General features: G+C 66.3%; 20 protein-coding genes. 16 read left to right on the top strand and 4 right to left on the bottom strand.

Features of this window, described 5'->3' with window-relative positions; genetic code table 11:
* Nucleotides 1-6 precede the first annotated feature (6 nt).
* The 10 genes from LRC39_RS00695 (at nucleotide 7) to LRC39_RS00650 (ending at nucleotide 13,088) form a co-directional block, all read left to right on the top strand.
* Nucleotides 7-495: a chemotaxis protein CheW gene (locus LRC39_RS00695; protein ID WP_264075052.1), complete on the top strand. Its 489-nt coding sequence runs from the start codon at nucleotides 7-9 to the stop codon at nucleotides 493-495.
* A 65-nt stretch (nucleotides 496-560) separates the two neighbouring features.
* The gene (locus LRC39_RS00690) at nucleotides 561-2,759 is read left to right on the top strand and encodes a HAMP domain-containing methyl-accepting chemotaxis protein (protein ID WP_346296032.1); all 2,199 of its coding nucleotides are present in this window, start codon (nucleotides 561-563) and stop codon (nucleotides 2,757-2,759) included.
* Between the two features lie 162 nt (nucleotides 2,760-2,921).
* On the top strand, nucleotides 2,922-3,764 hold the full coding sequence (locus tag LRC39_RS00685; protein WP_107353758.1) for a CheR family methyltransferase: 843 nt from the start codon (nucleotides 2,922-2,924) through the stop codon (nucleotides 3,762-3,764).
* A gap of 19 nt (nucleotides 3,765-3,783) precedes the next feature.
* Nucleotides 3,784-4,875 carry a protein-glutamate methylesterase/protein-glutamine glutaminase gene (locus tag LRC39_RS00680; RefSeq protein ID WP_263990122.1) on the top strand — a complete coding sequence of 364 codons (1,092 nt, stop codon included), beginning with the start codon at nucleotides 3,784-3,786 and terminating at the stop codon, nucleotides 4,873-4,875.
* 4 nt (nucleotides 4,876-4,879) lie between these two features.
* Nucleotides 4,880-6,589 (top strand): chemotaxis protein, encoded by a 1,710-nt coding sequence (locus tag LRC39_RS00675; protein ID WP_346296031.1) that lies wholly within the window; start codon nucleotides 4,880-4,882, stop codon nucleotides 6,587-6,589.
* Nucleotides 6,590-6,763: 174 nt separating this feature from the next.
* Nucleotides 6,764-8,761 (top strand): FAD-dependent oxidoreductase, encoded by a 1,998-nt coding sequence (locus tag LRC39_RS00670; protein ID WP_346296030.1) that lies wholly within the window; start codon nucleotides 6,764-6,766, stop codon nucleotides 8,759-8,761.
* 4 nt (nucleotides 8,762-8,765) lie between these two features.
* Nucleotides 8,766-10,625 carry a [FeFe] hydrogenase, group A gene (locus LRC39_RS00665; RefSeq protein ID WP_346296029.1) on the top strand — a complete coding sequence of 620 codons (1,860 nt, stop codon included), beginning with the start codon at nucleotides 8,766-8,768 and terminating at the stop codon, nucleotides 10,623-10,625.
* Nucleotides 10,626-10,640: 15 nt separating this feature from the next.
* Complete coding sequence (locus LRC39_RS00660) at nucleotides 10,641-11,633, top strand: ABC transporter substrate-binding protein (RefSeq protein WP_346296028.1); 993 nt, start codon at nucleotides 10,641-10,643, stop codon at nucleotides 11,631-11,633.
* Nucleotides 11,623-12,396, top strand: a complete 774-nt coding sequence (locus LRC39_RS00655; RefSeq protein WP_346296027.1) for an ABC transporter permease — start codon at nucleotides 11,623-11,625, stop codon at nucleotides 12,394-12,396. Before LRC39_RS00660 ends, LRC39_RS00655 begins: the two co-directional genes overlap by 11 nt.
* Complete coding sequence (locus LRC39_RS00650) at nucleotides 12,393-13,088, top strand: ABC transporter ATP-binding protein (RefSeq protein WP_346296026.1); 696 nt, start codon at nucleotides 12,393-12,395, stop codon at nucleotides 13,086-13,088. Before LRC39_RS00655 ends, LRC39_RS00650 begins: the two co-directional genes overlap by 4 nt.
* A 5-nt stretch (nucleotides 13,089-13,093) precedes the next feature.
* On the opposite strand, the gene LRC39_RS00645 is transcribed toward LRC39_RS00650, so the two are convergent.
* Nucleotides 13,094-13,972, bottom strand: a complete 879-nt coding sequence (locus LRC39_RS00645; protein ID WP_346296025.1) for a LysR family transcriptional regulator — start codon at nucleotides 13,970-13,972, stop codon at nucleotides 13,094-13,096.
* A 127-nt stretch (nucleotides 13,973-14,099) separates the two neighbouring features.
* Between LRC39_RS00645 and LRC39_RS00640 the strand changes: the two genes are divergently transcribed.
* From LRC39_RS00640 to LRC39_RS00615, 6 genes are all read left to right on the top strand, one after another.
* Complete coding sequence (locus tag LRC39_RS00640; RefSeq protein ID WP_346296024.1) at nucleotides 14,100-15,254, top strand: ABC transporter ATP-binding protein; 1,155 nt, start codon at nucleotides 14,100-14,102, stop codon at nucleotides 15,252-15,254.
* On the top strand, nucleotides 15,247-16,206 hold the full coding sequence (locus tag LRC39_RS00635; protein WP_346296023.1) for a carbohydrate ABC transporter permease: 960 nt from the start codon (nucleotides 15,247-15,249) through the stop codon (nucleotides 16,204-16,206). The genes LRC39_RS00640 and LRC39_RS00635 overlap by 8 nt, the downstream gene beginning before the upstream one ends.
* Nucleotides 16,203-17,039 carry a carbohydrate ABC transporter permease gene (locus tag LRC39_RS00630; RefSeq protein WP_346296022.1) on the top strand — a complete coding sequence of 279 codons (837 nt, stop codon included), beginning with the start codon at nucleotides 16,203-16,205 and terminating at the stop codon, nucleotides 17,037-17,039. The genes LRC39_RS00635 and LRC39_RS00630 overlap by 4 nt, the downstream gene beginning before the upstream one ends.
* Nucleotides 17,040-17,067: 28 nt before the next feature.
* Nucleotides 17,068-18,348, top strand: coding sequence for an ABC transporter substrate-binding protein (locus LRC39_RS00625; RefSeq protein ID WP_346296021.1), 1,281 nt, complete (start codon nucleotides 17,068-17,070; stop codon nucleotides 18,346-18,348).
* Between the two features lie 64 nt (nucleotides 18,349-18,412).
* Nucleotides 18,413-19,237, top strand: a complete 825-nt coding sequence (locus LRC39_RS00620; protein WP_346296020.1) for a phosphodiesterase — start codon at nucleotides 18,413-18,415, stop codon at nucleotides 19,235-19,237.
* Nucleotides 19,234-20,058 carry a phosphodiesterase gene (locus LRC39_RS00615; RefSeq protein ID WP_346296019.1) on the top strand — a complete coding sequence of 275 codons (825 nt, stop codon included), beginning with the start codon at nucleotides 19,234-19,236 and terminating at the stop codon, nucleotides 20,056-20,058. The genes LRC39_RS00620 and LRC39_RS00615 overlap by 4 nt, the downstream gene beginning before the upstream one ends.
* A gap of 6 nt (nucleotides 20,059-20,064) precedes the next feature.
* On the opposite strand, the gene LRC39_RS00610 is transcribed toward LRC39_RS00615, so the two are convergent.
* The 3 genes from LRC39_RS00610 to LRC39_RS00600 all read right to left on the bottom strand — a co-directional run bounded on the left by LRC39_RS00610 (nucleotide 20,065) and on the right by LRC39_RS00600 (nucleotide 24,958).
* The gene (locus LRC39_RS00610; RefSeq protein WP_346296018.1) at nucleotides 20,065-21,705 is read right to left on the bottom strand and encodes a potassium channel family protein; all 1,641 of its coding nucleotides are present in this window, start codon (nucleotides 21,703-21,705) and stop codon (nucleotides 20,065-20,067) included.
* Complete coding sequence (locus LRC39_RS00605; RefSeq protein WP_346296017.1) at nucleotides 21,698-23,977, bottom strand: ATP-binding protein; 2,280 nt, start codon at nucleotides 23,975-23,977, stop codon at nucleotides 21,698-21,700. Before LRC39_RS00605 ends, LRC39_RS00610 begins: the two co-directional genes overlap by 8 nt.
* Nucleotides 23,978-24,067: 90 nt before the next feature.
* The gene (locus LRC39_RS00600) at nucleotides 24,068-24,958 is read right to left on the bottom strand and encodes a hypothetical protein (RefSeq protein ID WP_346296016.1); all 891 of its coding nucleotides are present in this window, start codon (nucleotides 24,956-24,958) and stop codon (nucleotides 24,068-24,070) included.
* Nucleotides 24,959-24,967 lie beyond the last annotated feature (9 nt).

Raw genomic sequence — 24,967 nt, 5'->3', positions numbered from 1 at the left:
GAAGACATGGCCGAAACCGCGCAATATCTGACGCTCGGACTCGCCGGAGAAACGTTCGGAATGGCGATCCGCAACGTTCGCGAAATCCTCGACATGCGGCCGATCTCCCGGCTGCCGCACGCGCCGGAATTCATGCTCGGCATGATCGACGTACGCGGGACCGGCTATCCGATCCTCGATCTTCGACTGAAGCTCGATCTGCCGGCGGTGCCGCCGACCGAGGCGACCCGCATCATCATTCTCGACGTGCCCGTCGCCGGCCGCGTCGTCGGCGTCGGCTTCGTCGCCGACTGTGTCTACGAAGTCACCGACATCGAGGAGAGCTCGCTGGAGCAGGTCCCCGACGTCGGCGGCAAGTGGAAGTCGGACTACATCGCCGGCATCGGTCGCAAAGGCGATCGCTTCGTCATCATCTTCGATCTGGCGCGCCTGATGGCCGGCACCGACGTGTCGGCCGGCGGCGCCGAGCCCCCCTCTAACGATCTGGCAGCCTGAGCCGCCGGTTCGGATCTGTTGTTGCGTGAGTTTGACCCAAACCTTCGACCCTAAGGAATCTCGAAATGAGACTGACTGTTAAAGCAAAGCTGGCCGGCGCCTTTGGCGTCGTGATCCTGCTGTCCGCCATCACCGGCGGAATCGCCTACGTCAAGCTGACGCAACTGGCTGAGACCTCGGAAGGCCTGGTGTCGCGCTCGCAGCGGATCGACAAGGCCGGCGAACTGCAGAACAACATTCTGTACCAGACCCGTGCCCAGCGCGACATCATCATCGCCTCGACCGACGCAGAGCTGCAGAAGGTTGCCGAGGAGGTGAAGCAGTATCGCAAGGATGCGCTGCGCATCCGCGACGAGATCGCTGCGGTCGCGACCGAGACCGGCAAGCGGATGCTCGAGAAGTTTTCGGGCGCGTACGAGAAGATGAACGCGACCGAAGATCAGATCATTAAGTTCGGCACGCTCAATTCCAACAACCGCGGTGCCCAGCTCTGGACCTCCGAAGGTTTGCCGGTCGTCAAGGACTGGAACGAGGCGGTCGATTCCTCGCTCGCGGAAGCCCGCAAGCTGCCGGTGTCGGCTGAGCGCGCGAATGCGCTGATCTCGATCCTGTCGATTCGCGCGGACGGTGAGGCGGTCCAGAAGGATCTGGCGCTGTCGTTCTACTCGTCGAACCTCGAAGACCTGTCCTCCACCATCAAGGCGCTCGGCGACGCTACCGAGCGTCTGCGGTCGAGCGCGCAGCAGAGCGTCGCGGCACTGTCGGCGGTCGGCCTGTCCTCGTCGGCCATCACCAGCCAGTCTGAACGCTTCGCCAAGATCGCCGGCCGCGTTTCCGACATCGTCAAGGAGGGCGGCAACATCCGCGCCGCGACGCTCGCCGGGACCGAAGGACGCGCGACCTCGGCGGTCGCGATCCAGGCTGCGACCGACTACGTCAACTACGTCAAGAAGGCGATGGCGGAGATGAGCGAACAGGCGGCGTCGGACGCTGCCAACGCCAAGCTGCTGCTGATCAGCATCGTGATTGCCTCGCTGCTGGCCGCAGTCGCCTCCGCGCTTTGGATCGCCATCAACATCAGCCGCGGCCTGACGCAGGCAGTGGGGCTCGCCAACGCCGTTGCGATCGGCGATCTCAGCAAGAAGATCGACGTCTCCAGCAACGACGAAGTCGGCGATCTGGTGAAGTCGCTGAACGCGATGACCGCCAACCTCAATGCCACCGCCAGCGTCGCGGACGAGATTGCCCGCGGCAACCTCACGATCGAAGCCAAGCGGTTGTCGGAGAAGGACACCCTGGGCATCGCGCTGGAGCAGATGGTCGAGAAGCTCCGCCAGATCGTGTCGGAAGCGCTCACTGCGGCCCAGAACGTCTCTGCCGGCAGCCAGGAACTGTCGGCCAGCGCCGAGCAGCTGTCGCAGGGCGCGACCGAACAGGCGTCGTCGGCCGAAGAAGCTTCCTCGTCGATGGAAGAGATGGCGGCGAACATCAAGCAGAACGCCGAGAACGCCAGCCAGACCGAGAAGATCGCCGCGCAGTCCGCCAAGGATGCCGAAGCCAGCGGCGCCGCCGTCGGCCGGGCCGTCGACGCGATGCAGACGATCGCCGAGAAGATCACCATCGTGCAGGAGATCGCTCGCCAGACCGACCTTCTGGCCCTCAACGCCGCGGTCGAAGCCGCCCGCGCCGGCGAACACGGCAAGGGCTTCGCGGTGGTCGCTTCGGAAGTCCGCAAGCTCGCCGAACGCAGCCAGGCCTCGGCGACTGAAATCGGCGAACTGTCCGGCGAGACCGTGAAGGTCGCGCAGGAAGCCGGCGAAATGCTCGCCAAGCTGGTGCCGGACATCAAGAAGACCTCGGAGCTGGTGCAGGAGATCTCCTCGGCTTGCCGCGAACAGGATGTCGGTTCGTCGCAGATCAACCAGGCGATCCAGCAGCTCGACAAGGTCGGCCAGCAGAACGCCAGCGCGTCCGAGCAGGTCTCTTCGACCTCGGAAGAACTCGCTTCGCAGGCCGAGCAGCTGCAGTCGACCATCGCGTTCTTCCGTATCGACCAGGACAAGTCGAAGGCGCATGGCGGGACGATCGACAAGGCCGTCAACCAGCTCCGTGCCAAGGCGGCCCATATGGCTTCGGTCGACCGCGGCACCAAGAAGCCGACGGTTGCCAAGCCGCAGCGTCAGCTCAAGGCCGCGGGCGGTGGTGGCTTCGCCTTCGCGCTCGGTGACGGCGAAGACGATCGCGACGCTGACTTCCAGCGCTAAGGGACAGTCGGGACCAAGGTCCCGCGATCCCGGACGAAACAACGGTGAACGCCCCGGGTCGGGCGTTCACTTTCGAGGAACTCCGGCAGGCCGTCGTGCCACGACGGAGCCGGTGTTGAATGCGAGACGAACGGTCGCTGGACCGAATTGACGAGTAGCTTGATGGTCCACGCCAAACGCCAGCTTTCCGACAGGCAATTCCGGTCCCTTGCCGAGCTGATCGAAGACCAGGTCGGCATCAAGATGCCGAACGCCAAGCGTCTGATGCTCGAGGGACGGCTGCACAAACGGGTGCGGGCACTGAACTATTCGGGCGTCAGCGAGTATGTCGATAACCTGTTCGACAAGTCGGTGCTCGACGATGAACTGACGCATCTGATCGATGTCGTCACGACCAACAAGACCGACTTCTTCCGCGAGCCACAGCATTTCGACTTCCTGAGAACCGTCGCGGTGCCGGATCTCTTGAAGCTGCCGAACCGCAAGTCCAACGATCTGAAGGTCTGGAGTGCGGCCTGTTCGACCGGCATGGAGGCCTACACCACCGCGATGGTGCTGGACGACATGGTGCGGGCCGGGTCGCGGTTTCAGTTCCGGATTCTCGGCACGGATATTTCGACCGCCGTTCTGCGCGTCGCCACCGCGGCGATCTACAATCGCGAAGTCACCGCACCGGTGCCGCCGCAGTTCGTCGAGCGTTACTTCCTGAGCTCGCGCGACCGCAGCCGCGATGAAGTGCGGGTGGTGCCCGAGCTGCGCCGGCTGACCAATTTCACGCGGATGAACCTGATGGATACGTCCTACCCGGTAGACCGGGACGTCGACGTCATCTTCTGCCGCAACGTACTGATCTATTTCGACCGCGCGACCCAGCGCAAAGTCGTCGAGCAGCTGTGCTCACATCTGCGACCCGGCGGCTACCTTCTGGTCGGCCATTCCGAGTCGATGATTCACAGCGCCCTGCCGAAGTTAAGGCAGGTTCAACCAACCGTCTTTAAACTGTAGGATGATTGGAGCGCATCAGATGGCGAAGCAGAAGATCCGGGTCCTGATCGTCGACGACTCCGCCTCGGTGCGACAGGTCCTCGGCACCATCCTGGCCGAAGACCCCGAAATCGAAGTGATCGGGACCGCGTCCGATCCGTTCGTCGCGGCCAAGCGGCTGCAGAACGAACTCCCCGACGTCATCCTGCTCGATATCGAGATGCCGCGGATGGACGGCATGACGTTCCTCCGCAAGATCATGGCGCAGCATCCGATCCCGGTGGTGATCTGCTCGTCGCTGACACCCGAAGGCTCTGACCTGATGTTCGAGGCGCTCGAGGCGGGCGCCGTCGATATTGTACCCAAGCCGCGGATCGATACCCGCCAGGCGCTGATGGAGAGCTCCGGCCGCCTACGCGAAGCGATCAAGTCTGCGGCCCGCGCCCGCGTCCGCCCCCGCGCCGCCCGCAAAGTCATCGAACAGAAGCTGACGGCGGATGCGATCATCCCGCCGCCGGTCGCCGGGCGGTCGCGCCCGACCACCGAACGGATCGTGTGCATCGGCGTCTCCACCGGCGGCACCGAGGCGCTGTACGACGTGCTCGAAGTGCTGCCGCCGAACTGCCCCGGCATTCTGATCGTGCAGCACATGCCGCAGGGCTTCACCGCGGCGTTCGCCAAGCGGCTCAACGCCGGCTGCCAGATCAACGTCAAGGAAGCCGAAGACGGCGATCCGGTGCTGCCGGGCTGGGCCTATATCGCCCCCGGCGCCCGGCACATGCTGCTGGTCCGCAGCGGGCTGCGCTATCAGATCGCCATCAAGGATGGTCCGCCGGTGTCGCGGCATCGTCCCTCGGCGGACGTGCTGTTTCGATCGGCTGCCCAATATGCCGGCGCCAACGCGCTCGGCATCATCATGACCGGCATGGGTGACGATGGCGCCCGCGGCCTGCTCGAGATGCGCAAACTGGGCGCCTACACCTGCGCGCAGGACGAAGAGAGCTGCGTAGTGTTCGGCATGCCGAAGGAGGCGATTGCCTGCGGCGCTGTCGAGAAGGTGGTGTCGCTGAACCAGATCCCGCGCGAGATCATGGCCTGGCAGCAAGCCAAGCAGCCTGCCTCAGCGGATTGAAGTTGTGTCCCGATTGAAACATCCGATTGCCGACGCCGTTGCGTCGATCGAACTCGTTGCGTCTCGAATTGAGACTACCTTCGCCCAGGTCGGCGGGCAGCTCGGCGAAGGTCATGGCATCTTTCAGGGGCTCAATGAGGCCCTGACCGACCTCGCGCGTGAACTGTCGTCGGCGCAGATTGAAGGCGCGTCCGGCGCGCTGCGCGACATCGCGGGCCGCCTGAAGAGCCTCGCCGATACGCTGCCGGCGGAAAGTGCGCTGCTCGATCAGCTGCGTCGCAGCGTGGCCGAGGCGGGCTCGCTGCTGAAACAACTACTCAAACACGTTGAGATGATCACCACGATCGCGCGCAGCGCCAAGATCGAGTCGGCCTCGCTCGAGGGCGATCGCGAAGGCTTCATTGCGTTCACCCGCGAGGCGTACGATCTCGGCAAGGCCGTGCAGTCGTCGATCGAGGCCTGCGTCAAGGATCAGCAACTGCTGGCTGCGGCGGTGGAAACCACCTGGGGCCGGCAAAGCGAATTCGAGCGGCGCTACCGGCCGCAGCTCGGTGCCTCCGGCGGCGAATTGATGTCGGCGTTTGCCGATCTCGGCCGCCAGCGCAACGACAGCGTCGGTGTCGCCGAGCTGGCGGGCAGCAGTGCGCGCACCATCAGCGAGGTGGTCGGACGCTCGATCATCTCGCTGCAAGCCGGCGATAGTACGCGTCAGCGCCTGGAGCACGTTTGCGAAGGCCTGCGGCGCGCCGCCGACCCGGAGCCGACCTTGGTGCCGGACATGACCGAGGTTCAGCCGCTGCCCCGGCTGCTGGTCAATCTCGAAGCGGTGCAGCTCCACGACACCCAACAGGAATTCGACGCCGGCATCGGCGACATCGTCCGGGCACTTTCGACGATTCTGACTGAAGTCGCGACACTGGTCGAAAAGGGCCGGTCGCTGCACGGCGGCCGGGAGGGCGGTTCGGCCTCGTTCCTATCGCGGGTGCGGCAGACTCTCGCCCAGGCTTCCAGCCTGATCGCGATGTGCGAAGACGGCGGCCGCTCGATCGACGAGGCGCTCAGCGTAGTCGAAAACACGCTGGAGAAGTTTCGCGAGGCGATCGCCAATCTGTCGGACTCGGTGGTCGACATCTCGCTGATCGGCATGAATGCCGGGCTTCGCGCCGGGCATCTTGGCGCCAAAGGCCGCGCCTTCGTGGTGATCGCGCATGAAATGAAGTTGACCGCCGACCAGATGACTGGGGCGGCGGCCCGGCTGAGGCCTCTGCTGAGCGAGATCGCCAAGGTCGGCGACGACCTTCGCAAGTCCCGCGTGAGCAGCGATCAGACCAAGCTGACCAGTATGGAGAATGCCATTCTCCAAACCCTGCACGACGTCGAGGCCGGCAATGACCGTCTCGGCGGACTGATCGGCCGGCTGATCGAGGAAGGTGCCAAGTTCGACGCGGTGATGAACGGCGCCCGCGAACAGATGACATCGCTCGCCTCCAGCGCCTCGACGCTGCCGGCGGTAGCAAAATGCCTTGAAGAAGCCGGGGGCGATCTGGGCCGGGCTTCCTTCAGCCATCAGGACGAAGCCGTGCTCGATGAACTCTACGTTCGCTACACGATGGAGCGCGAGCGCGACGTCCATCGCCAATTCCTGCTGCCGTTCGGAATCGCCACCAAACAGGCGGCGCCCGCCGCAACGGATTGCGATTTCGAGTTGTTTTAGCGGTTAGCGCTTCCTCTTTGCTCCGCCCCGACGGCCCCACCTTGCTAATATGACACTCTGTCCCGTCTCCCGTCGGGCCGGATCGGTTATTTCTGATCTGTGTCATCACGGTTTCAGCGCAAATCAGCTTTGATTAGCTGATCGATGCGGGCGGTACCCTGGGGCGGGGTCGGGATGACGCAGGTAGTTTACGGGGTCTGGGACGGTGTTGCCTACGACGCACGAGCCGGCGCGGCCGAGGCGCGGGCGGCGGACTACGAGCTGGCGAACTTCGATGAGTTCGACGAGGGTAACGCGATCCGCGCCTTCATCGCCGACCGCGGGTTCTTCGTGTTCGATCCCACGGTTTCGCTGGTCGATGCGTTATTTCATTACCTGAAAGCCGCCGCCGAACAATCCTGCGGTGCCTGCACACCCTGCCGGATCGGGACGGTGCTGATCCGCGATGGCCTCGATCAGATGCGCCGCGGGCTGGATGCCGCGCTGACGCTCGACGACATCGTGATGCTCGGCGAGCAGATCCGCCAGACCTCGCTGTGCGGGCTCGGGCAGACCTGCGCGGTCGCGCTGCTGGCGGCGCTGCGGGATTTTCGCGAACGGATCGAACAGGAGCTGGCGCAGCACCGGCCGATCCCGGCTCAGCACGGCATGGCATATGTGACGGCGCCGTGTATCGAGGCCTGTCCCTCCAAGGTCAACGTGCCGCGCTACATCGACTACATCCGCGACGGCAAGCCGGAGAATTCGCTCGGCGTGCTGCTGCAGAAATACCCGATGGCGGCGACCTGCGGCCGGGTCTGCGTCCGCTATTGCGAGCAGGCGTGCCGGCGCAAATTCGTCGACGAAGCCGTCGGCATCAAGACGCTGAAGCGCTACGTCGCCGACCAGCAGAGCGGCCCGCACGCGCTGAAGTTCACCCGCGACATGATCCGCAAGCCGCTCGCCGACGGCATGCGGGTGGCGGTGGTCGGCGCCGGCCCGGCCGGCATCTCTTGCGCCTATCACCTATTGCTACGCGGCTATCACGTCGACGTCTTCGACAAGGCCAGCCAGGCCGGCGGCATGGCGCAGATCGGCATCCCGAGCTACCGGCTGCCCAAGGATACGTTGGCGCTGGAGACCGACATCATTGTCGACCTCGGCGGCCGGTTCCTGTTCGATCAACGGCTCGGCCGTGACTTCTCGATCGATGATTTGTTCGCGCGCGGCTACCGCGCGGTGTTCCTGGGGCTCGGCTGTCAGCAAGGCGCCCGGCTCGGCGTTACGGGCGAAGACAATGCCCACGCCGGCTACTTCAGCGGCATCGACTTCCTGCTCAAGGTTCACGACCACGTCGACGGCATAGCGCCATTGGTGCTGAGCGGCGAAGTGGTGGTGGTCGGCGGCGGCAATGTCGCGATGGACTGCGTGCGGTCGGCGATCCGCCTCGGCGCCGAGAAGGTCCACGTCGTCTATCGCCGCACCCTCGCCGACATGCCGGCCGATCCGGCAGAGATCGAGGCCGCCCGCGCCGAAGGCGTCGAGTTTCACGTCCTCAGCGCGCCGGCCGAGATCGTCATCGAGCACGGCAAGGTCACCGGCGTGGTGCTGACCAGGATGCAGGCGAGTGAGCCCGATGCCGGCGGGCGGCGCTCGGTGAAGCCGATCCCGGGCAGCGAGACGGCGATGCACTGCGACGTGCTGATCGCCGCGATCGGCCAGCAGGTCGAGGACGGTCCGCTGATCGAGAGCGACGGCATCGCGTTCGACCGCTGGCGCTGCGTCGCGACCGATCGGGTGCTCGCCACCTCGCGGCCGGGCGTGTTCGCCGGCGGCGATTGCGTCACCGGTCCGTCGACGCTGGTCTATGCGATGGCCGCCGGCCTGAAGGCGGCGCGCAACATCGATGACTGGATCCAGCGCGGCTCGGTGCGGTTCTTCAAGCGGTCGCGGATGCGCAAGCTGATCGCCGACAATCATATGCTTGCCAACGAGATCGTCGAGGCGCCGGTTCGCAACGCCTACCGGGTGCACAATCCCGAAATCGATCCCGAGCTGCGCAAGCACATGTTCGGCGAGGTCGAGCAGACCATCGACGCCCGCGCCGCCTATGCCGAGACCCAGCGCTGCATGCGCTGCTATCGCGTCTACTCCGTCGTCACCAAGCATCCGATCCCGGAAGGAGCGGCTTGAAGCGATGTGCACGCCCGATCAGGCCAGCCAGTCCGCCCGCGATCCCGCCGAGGCGACGATCACGCTCTCGATCAACGGCGTCGCCTGCGCCGGCTTTGCCAACGAGACCATCCTGTCCTGCGCGCGGCGCTACGACGTCTACATCCCGACGCTGTGCGAATTGGAAGACATCGATCACGCCCCCGGCGCCTGCCGGGTGTGCCTGGTCGAGATTCTGCAGGCCGGCAAGGACACGCCGCAGATCGTCACCGCCTGCAATACGCCGGTGCGCGACGGCATGGAGGTGCAGACCCGCTCCAAGAAGGCGCGCGACATGCAGCGCCTGCAGGTCGAACTGCTGATGGCCGATCATCTGCAGGATTGCGCCACCTGCATCCGCCACGGCAGCTGCGAGCTGCAGGATCTGGCGCAGTTCGTCGGGCTGCAGCAGAACCGGTTCTTCGATCGCGAGCGGACCGAGGCGCGCCCGGTCGATCAAAGCTCGCCCGCGATGGTGCGCGATATGCGGCGCTGCGTCCGCTGCCAGCGTTGCGTCGCGATCTGCCGTTATCACCAGAAGATCGACGCGCTGGCGATCGAAGGCAGCGGGCTGGAGCGGATGGTGGCGCTGCGCGACGCCGACGGCTACCCGAATTCGGTGTGCGTCTCCTGCGGCCAATGCGTGCTGGTGTGCCCGACCGGTGCGCTCGGCGAGCGCGACGAGACCGACCGGGCGCTCGACTACATCTGCGATCCGGACGTCGTCACCGTGGTGCAGTTCGCCCCCGCCGTGCGGGTGGCGTTCGGCGAAGAATTCGGCCTGCCGGCCGGCACCAATGTCGAAGGCCAGATCATCGCCGCCTGCCGCAAGCTCGGCGTCGATGTTGTGCTCGACACCAACTTCGCGGCCGACGTGGTGATCATGGAGGAGGGCGCCGAGCTGCTGGCGCGGCTGAAGCAGGGGCGGCGGCCGACCTTCACCTCATGCTGTCCGGCCTGGATCAACTTCGCCGAGATCCACTATCCGGACGTGCTGCCGCTGTTGTCCTCGACCAAGTCACCGCAGCAGGTGCTGTCGACGATCGCCAAGAGCTATCTGCCCGAACAGCTCGGCGTGCCGGCCGAGCGCATCCGGGTGATCTCGATCATGCCGTGCATCGCCAAGAAGGACGAGGCGGTGCGGCCGCAGATGGTTCATGACGGGCAGCCCGAGACCGACCTGGTGCTGACCACACGCGAATTCGCTCGTCTGCTGCGCCGCGAGGGCATCGACCTGAAGGACCTGCCGTCGTCGCAGTTCGATCGTCCGTTCCTCAGCGCCTATTCCGGCGCTGGCGCGATCTTCGGCACCACCGGCGGTGTGATGGAAGCGGCGGTGCGGACTATCTACGCGCTGGTCAACGGCCGCGAACTGGACCGGATCGAGCTGACGCAGCTTCGCGGCTTTGAAGGCCTGCGCGAGGCCGTTGTCGATCTCGGCGGCCCGGTCGGCGAGGTCAAGGTCGCGATGGTTCACGGCCTCGGCGACACGCGCCGGCTGGTGGAATCGGTGCTGAGCGGGCAAGCCAATTATGACTTCATCGAAGTGATGGCCTGTCCGGGCGGCTGCGTTGACGGCGGCGGGTCGCTGCGGTCGAAGAAAGCGTATCTGCCGCTCGCGCTGAAACGGCGCGAGACCATCTACAATGTCGACCGGGCTGCCACGGTCCGGCAGTCGCACAACAATCCCCAGGTGCAGGCGCTGTATCGCGAACTGCTGCAGGCGCCGAATTCCGAGATCGCGCACCGGCTGCTGCACACCCACTACGCCTCGCGCAAACGAGAGCTGCAGCACACCGTCAAGGAGATCTGGGACGATCTCACCATGAGCACGATCCTGTACTAACGGGGAGCGCAAAGGATGTCGCCGCCACAGCACCTGGTCCCCAATCGACGTGATGTGGTGCGCGGCCTCGCGGCACTGCCGGCTCTGGGGCTGACAAGGACGTTCGCCGCGGAGCCGCTGACGCTGTGGGGGATTCCGGCGACCCCATCGGCGCTGTTCGTTCGCGCCGTCGCGTCGGAGCGGCTGCAGCAGGCCGCGCCGGGGATACGGTTTCAGCTCTGGAAGAGCACCGACCAGATGCGCGCCGGGATTGCGTCGGGACAGTTCCGGCTGTTCGCGACCTCGACCTACGCGGCCGCCAATTTCTTCAATCGCGGCGCCGGGACGCGGATGCTGAACGTCGTCACCTGGGGTGTGCTCTACGTGATGGCGCGCGATCCGGCGATCAGGTCGGTCGCCGACCTCGCCGGCCGCAGCATTTTGCTGTCGAACAAGAATGAAGCGCCCGATCTGTTGTTTCGGCTGGTGCTGCGCTGGGCTGGGCTTGATCCGGACCGCGACGTCCGCTGCGAATATGTCGGCTCGCCCGGCGAGGCGGTGCCGCTGTTTCTCGCCGGCCGTAGCGACGTCGCCGTGTTGCACGAGCCTGCCGCCACCACTGCGCTGCTCCGCGGCCAGCAGGAGGGCAAGCCGGTGTACCGGGTGTTGGATATCGCGGAGCTGTACGGCCGCCACACCGGGCGGGGACCGCGGATTCCGCAGGTCGGGCTCGCGGTCAGCGCCGAGCTGCTGAACACCCAGCCCGAGGTCGTCGCTGCGGTCCAGGCCGCCTGCGTCGAAGCGAGTAGCTGGATTGCGGCACATCCGCGCGAGGCCGCCGAGCTGGCCGCGCCGGCGCTCGGCCTGCCGGCCGCAGTGATCGCCGCGTCATTGCCGCATGTCCGCCTCGATGTCGTTGCCGCGCGGCAGGCGCGTGACGACATCGAAGTGTACTTCAAGAATTTGATGGAACTTGATCCCGGCATCGTCGGCGGCCGGCTGCCGGACGTGGCATTCTATGGGGGGTAGCGCGCGGATCTCGTGGGCCTGGAGCCTCGTCGGCCTCGCGCTGCTGCTGGCGCTGTGGGAGATTGGCCATCGGGTGTATGGGCCGCTGGTCCTTCCGGGGCTCGGCGACACGGCGCTAACGCTGTGGCGGATGATCCGGGCCGGACAGGTCGGGCCGGCGCTGCTCGAGACCGCCGGCAATGCCGGGCTTGGCTGGATCATCGGCGTTTTGCTTGGCTCGTGTGCCGGGATGCTTGCCGGCCTGCGCGAAGAAGCGCAGCGCGCGCTGCAGCCGGTTGCGATCATTCTGCTCGGGGTACCGGCGATCGCCTGGGTGGTGATGGCGCTGCTGTGGTTCGGCGGCCGCTGGGCGGTGGTGGTGACGGTCGCGGCCGCCACCGGGCCGATGCTGTTCGCCGCGGCGCTCGAGGGCGTGCGCAGCCTCGACGGCATGCTGGCCCGGATGGCGCGGGTCTACCAGGTGCCGCTGTCGGCGCGGCTGACCGAGGTGTACGGACCGCAGTTACTGAGCCATCTGTTCCCCGCGCTGGTGACGACGCTGGCGATGTCCTGGAAGGTCGCGGTGATGGCCGAGCTGCTCGCCGGCGCCGGCGGGATCGGCGATGGTCTGGCCACCGCGCGCGCTCATGTCGACACCGCCGAAACCATGGCCTGGGTGGTGGTCGTGGTCGGCGTGCTGATCGTGGTCGATGCCGGCGTGTTGCAGCCGCTGCAGCGCCGGCTGTGGCTATGGCGCGACGACGAGCGGAGTGGCGACCGATGAGGGGGCCGCTGCTGCAGTTCCGCGGTGTGCGGTTCGGCTATCAGGCGCCGGTGCTGCGCGGCATCGATCTCGACGTCGAGGCAGGTTCGATCACCGCGGTGATGGGGCCGTCCGGAAGCGGCAAGAGTACGCTGCTGGCGCTCGCCGGCGGACTCATCATTCCGGACGCCGGCGCCGTGCACCGCCGCAGCACGCGGGTCGGCATGGTGTTTCAGGATCCTGCGTTGCTGCCGTGGCGCAGCGCGCTCGACAACGTGGCGTTTCCGCTGATCGCGCTTGGCCCACCCAAGCGCGAGCGCCGCGAGCGTGCACGGGCGATGCTCGCGAACGTCGGCCTCTCAGGCGACGATGCCGGCAAATATCCGCGCCAGCTCTCCGGCGGGATGCGGCAGCGGGTGGCGCTGGCGCGCGCGTTGGTGATCGAACCGGATCTGCTGCTCTGCGACGAGCCGTTCAGCGCACTCGACGCGCTGGTGCGCGCCGAGCTGTGGCGGATCGTGCGGGACATCCATGCGCGCAGCGGACTGACGATGCTGATCGTCACCCATGACGGCCTGGAGGCGATGCAATGCGATCGCCTCGCCATCCTGTCGGCAGGCCGCCTCGAACAAGTCGGTGCGCCAGCCGAGATCCTGCGTCATCCGGCCAGCGACGTGGTGCGAACTTTCGTGGCGGCCGCCACCGGCAACTGACCGCCTCACTCACGCGGCGGCGAATGCGCGCCGTTGGCGAGGAAGAACAGTTCGACCAGCCGTCCCTTCTTGCCGGACAGCGCGAAGATACACTCCGGCGATTCGGCGTCGAGTTCGGCAATCGGCACCTTGGCGATGCGGTCGACCCGGCTGGAGCCGTGCTCCCACATGAAGCCGACGCCGAGATGGTTGGCGACCGCCTCCAGCATGCCTTCGCGGGTGTTGACCACGATCGACGGGATCGGCCGCAGGCCGGCGGTGCGGAATGCGCGATCGACCGCGCGCTGCGTTGAAGAATCGCGGGTGCGGAACACCAGCGGATAGCGCATCAGCTCGGCGATCGAGACCTGCGGTTTCTTCTTCAGCGGATGGGTCGGATGGCACAGCGCCACGACGCGCTGCTCCAGACAGATCTCGCGGCGGAAGCGCCGGTCGGCCGGCACGTCCGGTAGCACGCCGATATCGACGCGCTGATCGACCACTGCGGCGACGATCGCCGACCAGCTTCCGATTTCGATCGCGACCTGCACCTTGGGGTACATCTGCTTGAAGGTTGCGATCAGCGCCATGCCGGGCATCGAGTTGCCGAGCCCGACGCGCAGTTCGCCGCCGGCCAGCTCCTCGCGCTGCGACAGGATCGACAGCGCATCGGTCTCGACCGCCTGCATCCGGCTGGTGGCACCGTAGAGTTGCCGGCACAGCGAGGTCGGAATCAGATTGGCGCCATGGCGCTCGAACAGCGTCACGCCGAACTCACCTTCGAGCTCGCGCACCGATTGCGCCACCGCCGATTGCGTCACGCCGATCCGCCGCGCCGCGGCTGCAAAGCTGCCGGCATCGAACACGGCGTTGACGGCGCGCACCCGCGCCGACGTCAGAGCCATCCTGCTCACGTCTCCGCATCACCAGGAAACCTGGTGAGGGTCATAAGCCAAGCTGCTGACCGTTATGTGACTGTCAGACGCTGCCCTTAACCCTGTGCCGCATCGCAACGAGGCCAGGGGACAGGTGATGGCGAAGATCGAGCTCAGCGCGATCCGCAAATCGTTTGGCGACACCGAAGTCCTCAAGGGCGTCGATCTGTCGATCCACGACGGTGAGTTCGTGTCGCTGGTCGGCCCGAGCGGATGCGGCAAGTCGACACTGCTGCGGGTGATCGCCGGCTTGGAGCCGCAGAGCTCCGGCGAAGTGAAGATCGGCGGCATTGCGGTCGATCACGTCCGGCCGAGCGCGCGCAACCTCGCGATGGTGTTTCAATCCTACGCGCTGTACCCGCATCTGTCGGTGTTCGACAACATCGCGGTGCCGCTGCGGATGAAGCGGTTGTCGGCGCTGGAGCGGGCCCCGCTGCTCGGCCGGCTGATCCCGAACCGCTACCGCGTCGAGCGCGGCATTCGGGCCGATGTCGAGCGCGTCGCGTCACAACTCGAGATCTCGCCGCTGCTGACGCGCAAGCCCGGACAGCTCTCCGGCGGTCAGCGCCAGCGGGTTGCGGTCGGCCGCGCTTTGGTGCGCGAGCCGGTCGGCTTCCTGTTCGACGAGCCGCTCTCCAATCTCGACGCCAAGCTTCGCGTGCACATGCGCGCCGAGATCGCGCAGCTGCATCGCCGGCTCAAAGCGACTTTTGTCTACGTCACGCACGATCAGGCCGAGGCGATGACGATGTCCGGCCGGATCGCCGTGATGATCGGCGGCGAACTGGTTCAGGTCGGCACGCCGAGCGACGTCTACGACAATCCGCGCGATATCCGCGTCGCCGAATTCATCGGCAGCCCCAAGATCAACGTGCTGCCGGGTGCGGTGCAAGCCGACGGCCGCATCGTGATATTCGATCGCGTGCTGGCGGCCCGCGCCGCGGCGAGCGCCGGTCCCTGCCGTGTTGCGATCCGGCCGGAGCGTCTGAGCCTCGGCGGCGGCGATTTGTCCGGCGTCGTGGCGCATGTCGAGAACATGGGGGCCGAAGCGTTCGTGCATCTCGGCTGTGACGGACTGACCGATCCGGTGGTGATCCGGCTCGACGATCCGCTGCGGCTGCCGGCGATCGGCAGCACCCAGCGGTTCGGCTTTGCGCCCGAGGCGATCCGGCTATTCGATGCCGCCGGCAAGCGCATTGCGATCCGCACAGAAGCCTCGGTCGAGATGATCCGGGAGGCGGCTCATGTCTGAGGTCACCATGTCCGATGCCGCCGTCGCGCTGCGCGATCTCGGTGTCCCGGCGACTGCGCGCGCTTCGGCCAAGCCGCGTCGCCGTAGTCGCGGCGCCGTCGCCTACGGTCTGGTCGCGCCGGCGTTCACGCTGATGCTGCTGATGCTGCTCGGTCCGCTCGCCGGCGTCATCGCGCTGTCGTTCACCGATTATCAGCTCGGCGCGCCGTCGTTCGCCTGGATCGGCCTTGCCAATTATCAGCAGCTGTTCGCCGATCGGGTGTTCTGGATCTCGCTGACCAATACGCTGACCTATGCGGTGATCGTGGTGCCGGGCTCGGTCGCCCTCGGCCTCGGCGTGGCGATGCTGATCGAGAGCGGCACGCATCTCCGTGCCTTCTATCGCACCATCTACTTCCTGCCGGTGATGGCCACCCTGATCGCGATGGCGATCGTGTGGGAGTTCATGCTGCATCCGCAGTTCGGTCTGGTGAACGGGCTGATCAAGATGGTCGGCCTCGCGCCGCATCCGTGGCTGCAGGATCGCGGCACGGCGCTGTACGCGCTCTGCGTGATCGGGATCTGGCAGGCGGTCGGCTTCAACATGGTGCTGTTCCTTGCCGGGCTGATGTCGATCCCCAAGCATCTCTATGACGCCGCCGAGATCGATGGCGCCGCGAGTGCGTGGTCGCGGTTCCGGCTGGTGACGTGGCCGATGCTCGGACCGGTGACGCTGTTCGTGGTGGTGATCACCGGCATCCGGTCGTTTCAGGTGTTCGACACCGTCCACGTCCTCACCAAGGGCGGGCCGTCGAAATCCACCGAGGTGCTGATCCACACCATGTACATGGAGGGCTTTGAGTTCTTCCGCTCCGGCTACGCCGCCGCGGTGACCGTGGTGTTTCTCGGCCTGGTGCTGCTGCTGACCCTGGTGAAGTCGCGGCTCGCCGCCAAGCAGGTGCACTACGCATGAGCGCCGCGCGACGAAGCCTGATCCGCTCGAGCTTTCGCCACGCCGCTCTGATGTGTGGCGCCGTGCTGATGCTGGCGCCGTTCGTCTGGATGCTGTCGACCGCGTCGAAGCCGCCGGACGAAATCTACTCCAGCGATCTGCATCTGATCCCGCGCCATTTCGCGCTGTGGGACAATCTCCGCACCGCGTTCGGCAAGGCCGATCTCGGTCGCTTCCTGCTCAACGGCGTGATCGTCACGGTGGCGATCTTCACCTGCCAGGTGCTGATCGCGCTGCCGGCCGCCTATGCGCTCGCCAAGCTGCGCTTTCTCGGGCGCAAGGCGCTGTTCGCGCTGGTGCTGTTCGGCATCCTGATCCCGCCGCAGGCAACCGCGATTCCGGTGTTCCTGCTGCTGCATCAGCTCAGTGCGCTCGACAGCTACGCGGCGCTGGTATTGCCGTTCACCATCTCGGTGTTCGGCATCTTTCTGATGCGCCAGTTCTTCATGACCGTGCCGGACGATCTGCTCGACGCCGCGCGGATGGACGGGATGTCGGAGTTCGCGATCGTCTGGCGGGTGATGCTGCCGACCGCGATCCCGGCCGTCACGGCGTTCGGCATCTTCTCCGTGGTGGCGCACTGGAACGATTATTTCTGGCCGCTGATCGTGCTCAACAGCCAGCAATATTACACGCCGCCGCTGGCAGTGGCGCATTTCCGCAACGCCGAGGCGGGCACGAGCTACGGCCCGCTGATGGCGGCCGCGATCGTGATCATCACCCCGCTCGTCGTCGCGTTCCTGCTGGCGCAGCGCCGCTTCATCGAAGGCATCACGCTGACCGGACTGAAATAACCCGCATCGACCCGAACAGGAGACTTGCATGATGAAGAGATGGATTGCCGCAGCCGCGCTGTCGCTGGTTGCCGGCTTCGCCCACGCCCAGCAGCAGACCGAAGTGGTGCTGCAGTTCCCCTATCCGGAGCTGTTCACCGAGACCCACAAGCGGATCGCCGAAGAATTCGCCAAGGTGCATCCGGAGATCAAGGTGACGTTCCGGGCGCCTTACGAGTCGTACGAAGAGGCCACCCAGAAGGTGCTGCGCGAGGCGGTGACCAATCAGCTGCCCGACGTCACCTTCCAGGGCCTGAACCGCATCCGCGTTCTGGTCGACAAGAATATCCCGGCGCCACTCGACGGCTACATCGCGGCCGAGAAGGATTTCGACAAGCAGGGCTTCCATCAGGCGATGTACGACATCGGCACCGCCAGCGGCAAAGTCTATGCGCTGCCGTTCGCGATCTCGCTGCCGATCGTTTACGTCAATCTCGATCTGGTGAAGCAGGCCGGCGGCGACGTGAACAACCTGCCGACCACCTGGGACGGCCTGTTGGATCTGGCCAAGAAGGTCAAGGCGCTCGGCCCCGACACCAACGGCATCACCTATGCCTGGGACATCACCGGCAACTGGCTGTGGCAGGCGCCGGTGTTCGCCCGCGGCGGCTCGATGCTGAATGCGGACGAGACCAAGGTGGCGTTCGACGGCCCCGAAGGCCAGTTCGCGATGCGCACCATCGCCCGCCTGGTCACCGAAGGCGGCATGCCGAACCTCGACCAGCCGTCGATGCGCGCCACCTTCGCGGCGGGCAAGACCGGCATCCACATCACCTCGACCTCGGACCTGAAGAAGACCACCGATATGATCGGCGGCAAGTTCGCGCTGAAGACCATCGCGTTCCCCGACGTGGTCAAGCCGAACGGACGTCTGCCGGCCGGCGGCAACGTCGTGCTGATCACCGCCAAGGACAAGGCCAAGCGCGACGCCGCCTGGGAAGTGGTGAAGTTCTGGACCGGCCCGAAGGGCGCGGCGATCATGGCCGAGACCACCGGCTACATGCCGCCCAACAAGGTCGCCAACGACGTCTATCTGAAGGACTTCTACGAGAAGAACCCGAACAACTACACCGCGGTCAGCCAGCTCGGCCTGCTGACCAAGTGGTACGCCTTCCCCGGCGACAACGGCCTGAAGATCACCGATGTGATCAAGGACCACCTCAACTCGATCGTCTCCGGCGCGCGCGCCAAGGAGCCGGACGTGGTGCTGGCGGACATGAGCCGCGACGTCCAGGCCCTGCTGCCGAAGACCGTCGGCGCCGCCAAGTAACGCGCGGACAAACTCGCGACGGAGTGCATCCTGCGCTCCGTCGCGTCTCGTTTTGGAGCGGGCCATGAAACTGATCCATCTCAGCGACATCCACCTCACCACGCCGGGTGCGACGATCGGCGGACGCAATCCACGGCTGAATTTCGAGAAGGCGCTGACCCATATCCTGCGCGACCATCACGATGCCGAGCTGATGGTGATCACCGGCGATCTGTCCGACTGGGGCGACGCCGACGATTATCGCTGGCTGAAGGCGCAGCTGGGTGCGTTCCCGATTCCGGTACGGTTGTGCATCGGCAATCACGATCGCCGCGAGACTTTCCTGAGCGTGTTTCCGGAAGCTGCGGACGACGACGGCCTGGTGCAGGCCGTGGTCGATACGCCGGCCGGCCGCTGCCTGCTGCTCGACACGGCCGAAGCCGGCACCCATGCGGGGTGCTATTGCGACACGCGCAGGGCGTGGCTGACCCGGCAGCTCGCCGAACATCCCGGGCCGTTCCTGCTGTTCATGCATCACAATCCGATGCCGACGCATCTCGGCCCGATGGACCAGATCGGGCTGCTGGACGATGGCGCGTTTCGCCAGATCGTCGGCCGGCACCGCGACCGCATCCGCCACATCTTCTTCGGCCATTGCCATCTGCCGCTCGCCGGCTCGGTCGCCGGCGTGCCGGTAAGTTCACTGCGCGGCACCAACCATGCCAGCTATCCGCTGTTCTCGGAGCGCCGGATGCTGAGCGCCTCCGACCTGCCGGAGTCCTACGGCGTGGTGTTCTTCGGCGACGACTACGTCACCGTTCACATGGTCGAGTTCGGCTACACCGGCGAGATCCGGGTCGAGGGCTCGCCCGACTACAACGCCTGGAACAGGGAGACCATGCTGCGATGAAGTTCGTCGTTCTCACCGATACGCATTTCGTCGCGCGCGGCCGCCGCATCTACGGGCTCGATCCGGCCGAGCGGCTCACCGCCGCGGTGGCGCGGATCAACCGCGAGCATCCCGACATCGCTTTCGTGATCGTCACAGGCGATCTGGCGCATTGGGGCGAGGAGCCGGCCTACGACAATCTGGCTTCGGTGCTGGCGGGATTGCGCGCGCCGACCATCCTGATGATGGGCAATCACGACAAGCGCGACGCCTTTGCCAAATTCTTCCCCGGCGTGCCGCGCGATGCGAGCGGCTTCGTGCAGGCCATGCAGGTGTTCGAGGCGGCGACGATCGTCACGCTGGACACGCTGAATGAAGCCGCGCCCGATCATTCCGGACTGCTGTGCGATGCGCGGCTGGCGTTCCTCGAACACGCACTGGCGGAAGCGCCGGCCGACCGGCCGCTGCTGCTGTTCCAGCATCACCCGCCGTTCGACACCGGGCTGCGCTATATGGATACGATCCGGCTCGCCAATCCGGATGCGGAGTGGGAGGTGATCGCCCGCACCCGCAAGCCGGACTATCTGTTCATGGGCCATCTACACCGGCCGATCTCGGGCGTGTGGCGTGGCATCCCGTATCACATCCAACGCGGGCTGGCGCATCAGGTCGCGTTCGATCTCGTTGCTGAAGGCCATATTCCGGGCTCGCACGAGCCGCCGGACTACGCCCATGTCAGCGTCGAGGCGGATCGCATCGTGATCCACCAGTGCTCGTTTATGTACGACGGGCCGCTGTTCTCGCTGCACGACAGCGTCGCGCTGCATCGCGTCTCGTTCTGACGCGCCTCAGCGGCCTCCGAGCCGCCGCTGCTGTGTTGAACGGACGGCTGCGGAGCCGACGCACAGCAGCGTATCGCCCGGCTGCAGCACGGCATCGTCTGCGGGCGTCTCGATCGTGCTGTCGGCTCGGATCAGCCGTAGCACGATCGCACGCCGCCGCAGCGGGTGCGCGGCGTCCTGGTGCTCCGGATCCACGCAAAGCTCCGCCACCGTCACCGGCTGTTTCAGCGCGCCATCGCTGCCGACGAGATTCGGTGCGTGGTCGGCGTAGAGCATCGTGCTCCAGAACTGCGGCGTCTCGTTGCCGAGCGCGGCGCGCAGCCGCTCCGACAGTGTGAACGCCCAGAACGCATCCTGGTGACGTGCGGCTTCGAGGAAGTCCGCCAGCAGCGGCGTGCGCAGCGCGGCCAGACACTGATTGGCGATGATCTCGCTCGGCACCATGGTGATGTCGGCGCCGAGCTTGGCGAACAGCATCCGGCTGGCGCGCTGGTTCTGCCGGGCGATCACGAAGATCTCGGGCTTGAGCCGCCGCGCTGCCAGCGCAATCGCCAGATTCTCGGCGTCATCGTCGGTGCCGGCGACGATGCCCGACGCATGGCCGATGCCGGCCTCGTGCAGCGCCGCAACATCGGCGCCGCGGCCGTGGACGGCGTGATGACCGTCGATCCGTGAGCCGACCGGGTCGATCACCGCCGCGGTGAAGCCGCCGCGCTGCACGGCGGCCACGACTTCGCGGCCGAACCGGCCGTAGCCGCAGACGATCCAATGGCCCGGCGCCGCCGGCATCCGCGCCGGCGCGCTTGGAAACAGATAGGCGCCGGGTGCGCTGGTCAGCCAGGCGATCAGCCGATAGACGTCCGGCGCCCGCATCGCCAGCGTGAGGTGTTCGGCGAACTCGCGGAACGGATTGATCACCCGGTGCGTGCCGAGCGAACTCATCGACGCCGCGGTCGCTTGCGTATCGGCGCGGCCGATCACCGGCAGGCCCGGCCGCAGGATCGAAGCCGCGATCGCGACTGCGAGGTTGACCTCGTCGTCGTTGCACAGCGTCAGCACGCCGCTGCATTCGGGTTTCATCAGGCCGGCGGCAGTCAGAGTTTCGGGCGAACGGGCATCGGCGACCAGCGCCGGAGCTTTGCCGTTCAGCCCCTCGATCTCGAGCTGCTGTACCGAGCGTTCGTCCTTGTCGATCGCGATCAGCCGGCAGCCGAGCTGGCGCAGCGCGTGCACCACGGTCATGCCGGTGTCGCCGAGCCCGCACACCAGATAGAACGGCTGATCGAGCTTCTCGACCGCGCGGCGAAACCGGCGATCGACCAGCGCCTGCTGAAACGCCTTCTCCTGAACCAGGCTGAGCAGCGAACCGAGCAGCCACGCCCAGCCGATCACCGACAGATAGATGATGATGGTGACGAAGCCGCGCTGCTGATCGGTGAACGGATGCGGCAGCTCGCCGAAGCCGATCGTCGTCGCCGTATAAGTGACGAAGTAGAACGCCTCGAACAGCGTCATCCGCCACGGCTGACCTTGGGCGTCCACCCCGGGAATCAGCATCAGGCCGAGAGTCGACAGCGTAAACACCAGCGCCAGCAGGATCAGCGGCGGGCGCAGCCGCGACAGACCGAGGCGGACGATGCTACGCATCGCCGTGCTCCGCCTCGGGGGCGAGGGTGAAGTAGAACGTCGAGCCTTCGCCGGGGCGGGACTGCACCCAGATCCGCCCGCCGTGATGCGCCACGATCCGGCGTGTCATCGCGAGGCCAGCGCCGGCGCCGTCCGCCCGTTGCTCCGGCTGATCGACGCGGTGAAACATCTGGAAGATCAATTGCTGGTCGGCGTCGGCGATCCCAACGCCGTTGTCGCGCACATAGTAGCGCGGCGGCGGGCCGGCCTCGACGCCGATTTCGATCCAGCGCTCCGGCTTGTCGTTGTAGCGGATCGCATTGCCGATCAGATTGGTGAAGACTTCGCCGATCCATTCGCGGTGGCCTTGCGCCGTGCCGAGCCGCATCGGCCGACGCACGTCGATGCGGTCTTCGGCGATGCGGCGCGCGAACGGCGCCAGGGCGTCATCAAGCACGGCGTCGAGGTCGACCGTCTCGGAGGCTGCTTCGCTGCCGCCTCGGCTGCGGTCGAGCAGCGCATCGACCAGCGCGTCCATCCGCTGCGTCAGTTTCAGGATGGTGGCGACCTGCTGGCGCCCTTCCTCATCCAGCACCTCGCCCTGGCGACGGCGCAGCGAGGTGGTGAGATGGTGGATGCCGCGCAGATGCTCCTTGAGTTCGGCGGAGGCAACGTCGGTGTAGCGGCTCAGCTCCGAGTGCGACGCATCCAGCGCCCGGTTGATCCGCTCGATCCGTCCCTTGCGGGTCGCGACGATCTCGGCGATGGCGGCGGCGAGCCGCGTGGCGGCATCCTTGTCGTCGTCGCGCCACGGCACCGCGCGGCCCTGCACGCTCTCCTTCCACAGCGCGAAGGAGTTGCGCGGCCGCAGCCGTTGCATGCCGTCGGCCTCGCTGATCTCGACCGGCTTGCGCGGATCGCCGGCCCATTGCACGTCCTCGATCTGCTCGGGCCGCAGCCAGGCGATCAGCATCGGATGGTCGGGCAGCGGCCGCACCGCCAGCACCCCGCTTGCTTGGTTAGCGACGGCTTGCGCGGCGGAATCGAGGCCCGGCAGCCGATCAGTGGCGAACACCGGTGTGGCGCGATCGAGCAGCCAGGTCGTCAGTTCGCGCAGCGGCCCGGGGGTAGGTGTGTCGCCGCGGGTTGCTAAGTCGCCGCCGGACAGCACCACAACGCCGCCGGCATCGATCATCGCATTCAGCAAATCGAGCGAGCCCGAGGTGCGTAACGCTGCGCCGACGTCGGCCTCGTTGGTCAGCAGGCGGGTGAGTTCGTCTGCGGTTGCCTTACGGACGCTGATCCGTTCGAACTGCTCGGCGTCTTCCTTGGCCGACATCAGCAGCGACAGCGTGTGGGCGAGAAATTCCGCCGCCATCCGCATCTGGTGCGAGATGTGGCGGGGAGCTGCATGATGCATCGCCGAGATCAGGCCCCAAAGCCGGCCTTCCTTCACCAGCGGCATCACCAGCGTCGACTGCACGCCCATGTTCTTCAGATAGCCGGTGTACATCACCGAGACGCTGCGCAGGCTCGCAAAGCTCATGTCGACCGGACCGGTGACCAGCGGTGAATTGGCGGCGAGCAGCGGCACCGGCGTGTAGCCGACATCCGGCAGATGCCGCACCCAGCTCAGTGCGAACAGCCGCCGCGCCGGCGCCGGGATGTCGGTCGCGGGATAATGCAGCCCGAGATACGGTTCGAGATCGTCGCGCCTTGCCTCCGCGATCACCTGGCCGCTGCCGTCTTCGGCAAAGCGATAGGCCATCACCCGGTCGTAGCCGGTGAAGGCGCGGATCCGCTCGACGGCGAGATCGAAGAATGCCTGCACGCCCTCGGTCGCCTGCAGCGCGGCGAGGTCGGCGCGGACCTCCGAATACAGGTTTGATGTCGTGCCGGCGGCCTCCGGTTCGGCTTTCTCGAATTCGAGAATGATCAGGCCGCCGCAGCGGTGGGCGAACAGATGCCAGCCCTGGTCCGAGCCGACGAAGGACTCCCGGGCGATGTTGACCGGTCCGCTGTCGAGCGGCATCCGGTGCAGCGAGCCGATCAGCTCGCGCCAGCCCGGCCCGAGCACGGAAGCGATCGGGGCGCCGATCACCGCTTCCGGCGGCTTGCCGATGAACGCCGCGCAATTGGCGCTGGCATGCAGCACGCGGTCGGACTGCTCGTCGACCGTGAGCATTGCGCCATGCGGCTGGATCGCTTCCGGATATTGCACCAGCTCGCGGTCGCAGCTCGACAGATCGACGTTCCTGGCGGTGACGATGCCGCCGCTGTCGGCCTCAGCCATCACGTCCTCGCTCGGCCTCTCGCCATCCGCTCCAGCATCCGTCTGACGCCACAGCTTGTGATGTTGCCGTGGCGGATGCTTTGACCCGGATCAGCGCGGCGGCAGGTTTCGCGCAGCTTCGAGATGCGGCGTCAGCAGGTCAACGACCACCCGGCGCTTGTCGCGCATGATCTCCGGCTCTCCCATCTGGCCGACTTCGTGCAGCCAGCTGCCGCACCATTGAAACGGCCCGTCATAGGTGGCGAGACCTTCCCGGTACGGCACGAAGCGCGACGGTGATTGCTGCAGCTTGGCAAGGTCGAGCTTGCTGTACAGCGGACCCCAGTTGCCGCCGCCGGTATCCAGGCCGAGGAACCAGTCCTGGCCGAAGTCGAGCGGCAGGTCGCGCACCGCGGAGAACCGCATCATGGTGAAGCCGGCCCACAGAAACCAGCGCTCGCTCGGTGGCTCGGTGGTGCGGACGTAGCCATAGACGTCCTGGGTGGCGAGCGGCGCGAACGGATCGTCCGGCGCGGTCGGAAACAGATCGTGGTCGAGCAGGCCGAACAGCTCCGGCGCGCCCGGCCGGATGATGTTGTGCCAGATCCAGTTCAGGACGATGCCATGCGAGCGGCTGCTCTTCTGCCACGGATTATCGGGCGCGCGCAGATAGGGGACGCCGTGAGTCTCGGCGATCCGTTCGATCTCGGCGGCGCGGTCGTCGTCGGGCGAATTGTCGACCACGATATAAACGGCATCGGGCACGAACAGCCGGATCAGCGGTATCTGCAGGTCGATCGCCTGCGGGTCCTGATACGCCACCGTGAACAGCGCGCGCCGGCCGGTAATCATCTTCGCCACCGCGGCGGGATCTCCCACCTTGGCGGGTTGCTGCCGATAGCGCCGATCGATCCGATTATACCGCGCGGTCTTCAGGCCCTGCGACAGCGGGCGCAGCCGCTTCCAGTCGGCGAGGGTGTAGTCGGAGAGCTTCTTCGGCACGGCTAAGTC

The organism is Rhodopseudomonas sp. P1 (assembly GCF_039642825.1).
GTDB classification, from domain to species: Bacteria; Pseudomonadota; Alphaproteobacteria; order Rhizobiales; family Xanthobacteraceae; genus Rhodopseudomonas; species Rhodopseudomonas palustris_H.
The sequence above is the reverse complement of the archived record's forward strand: the minus strand, read 5'-3'. Positions and strand labels throughout refer to the sequence as shown.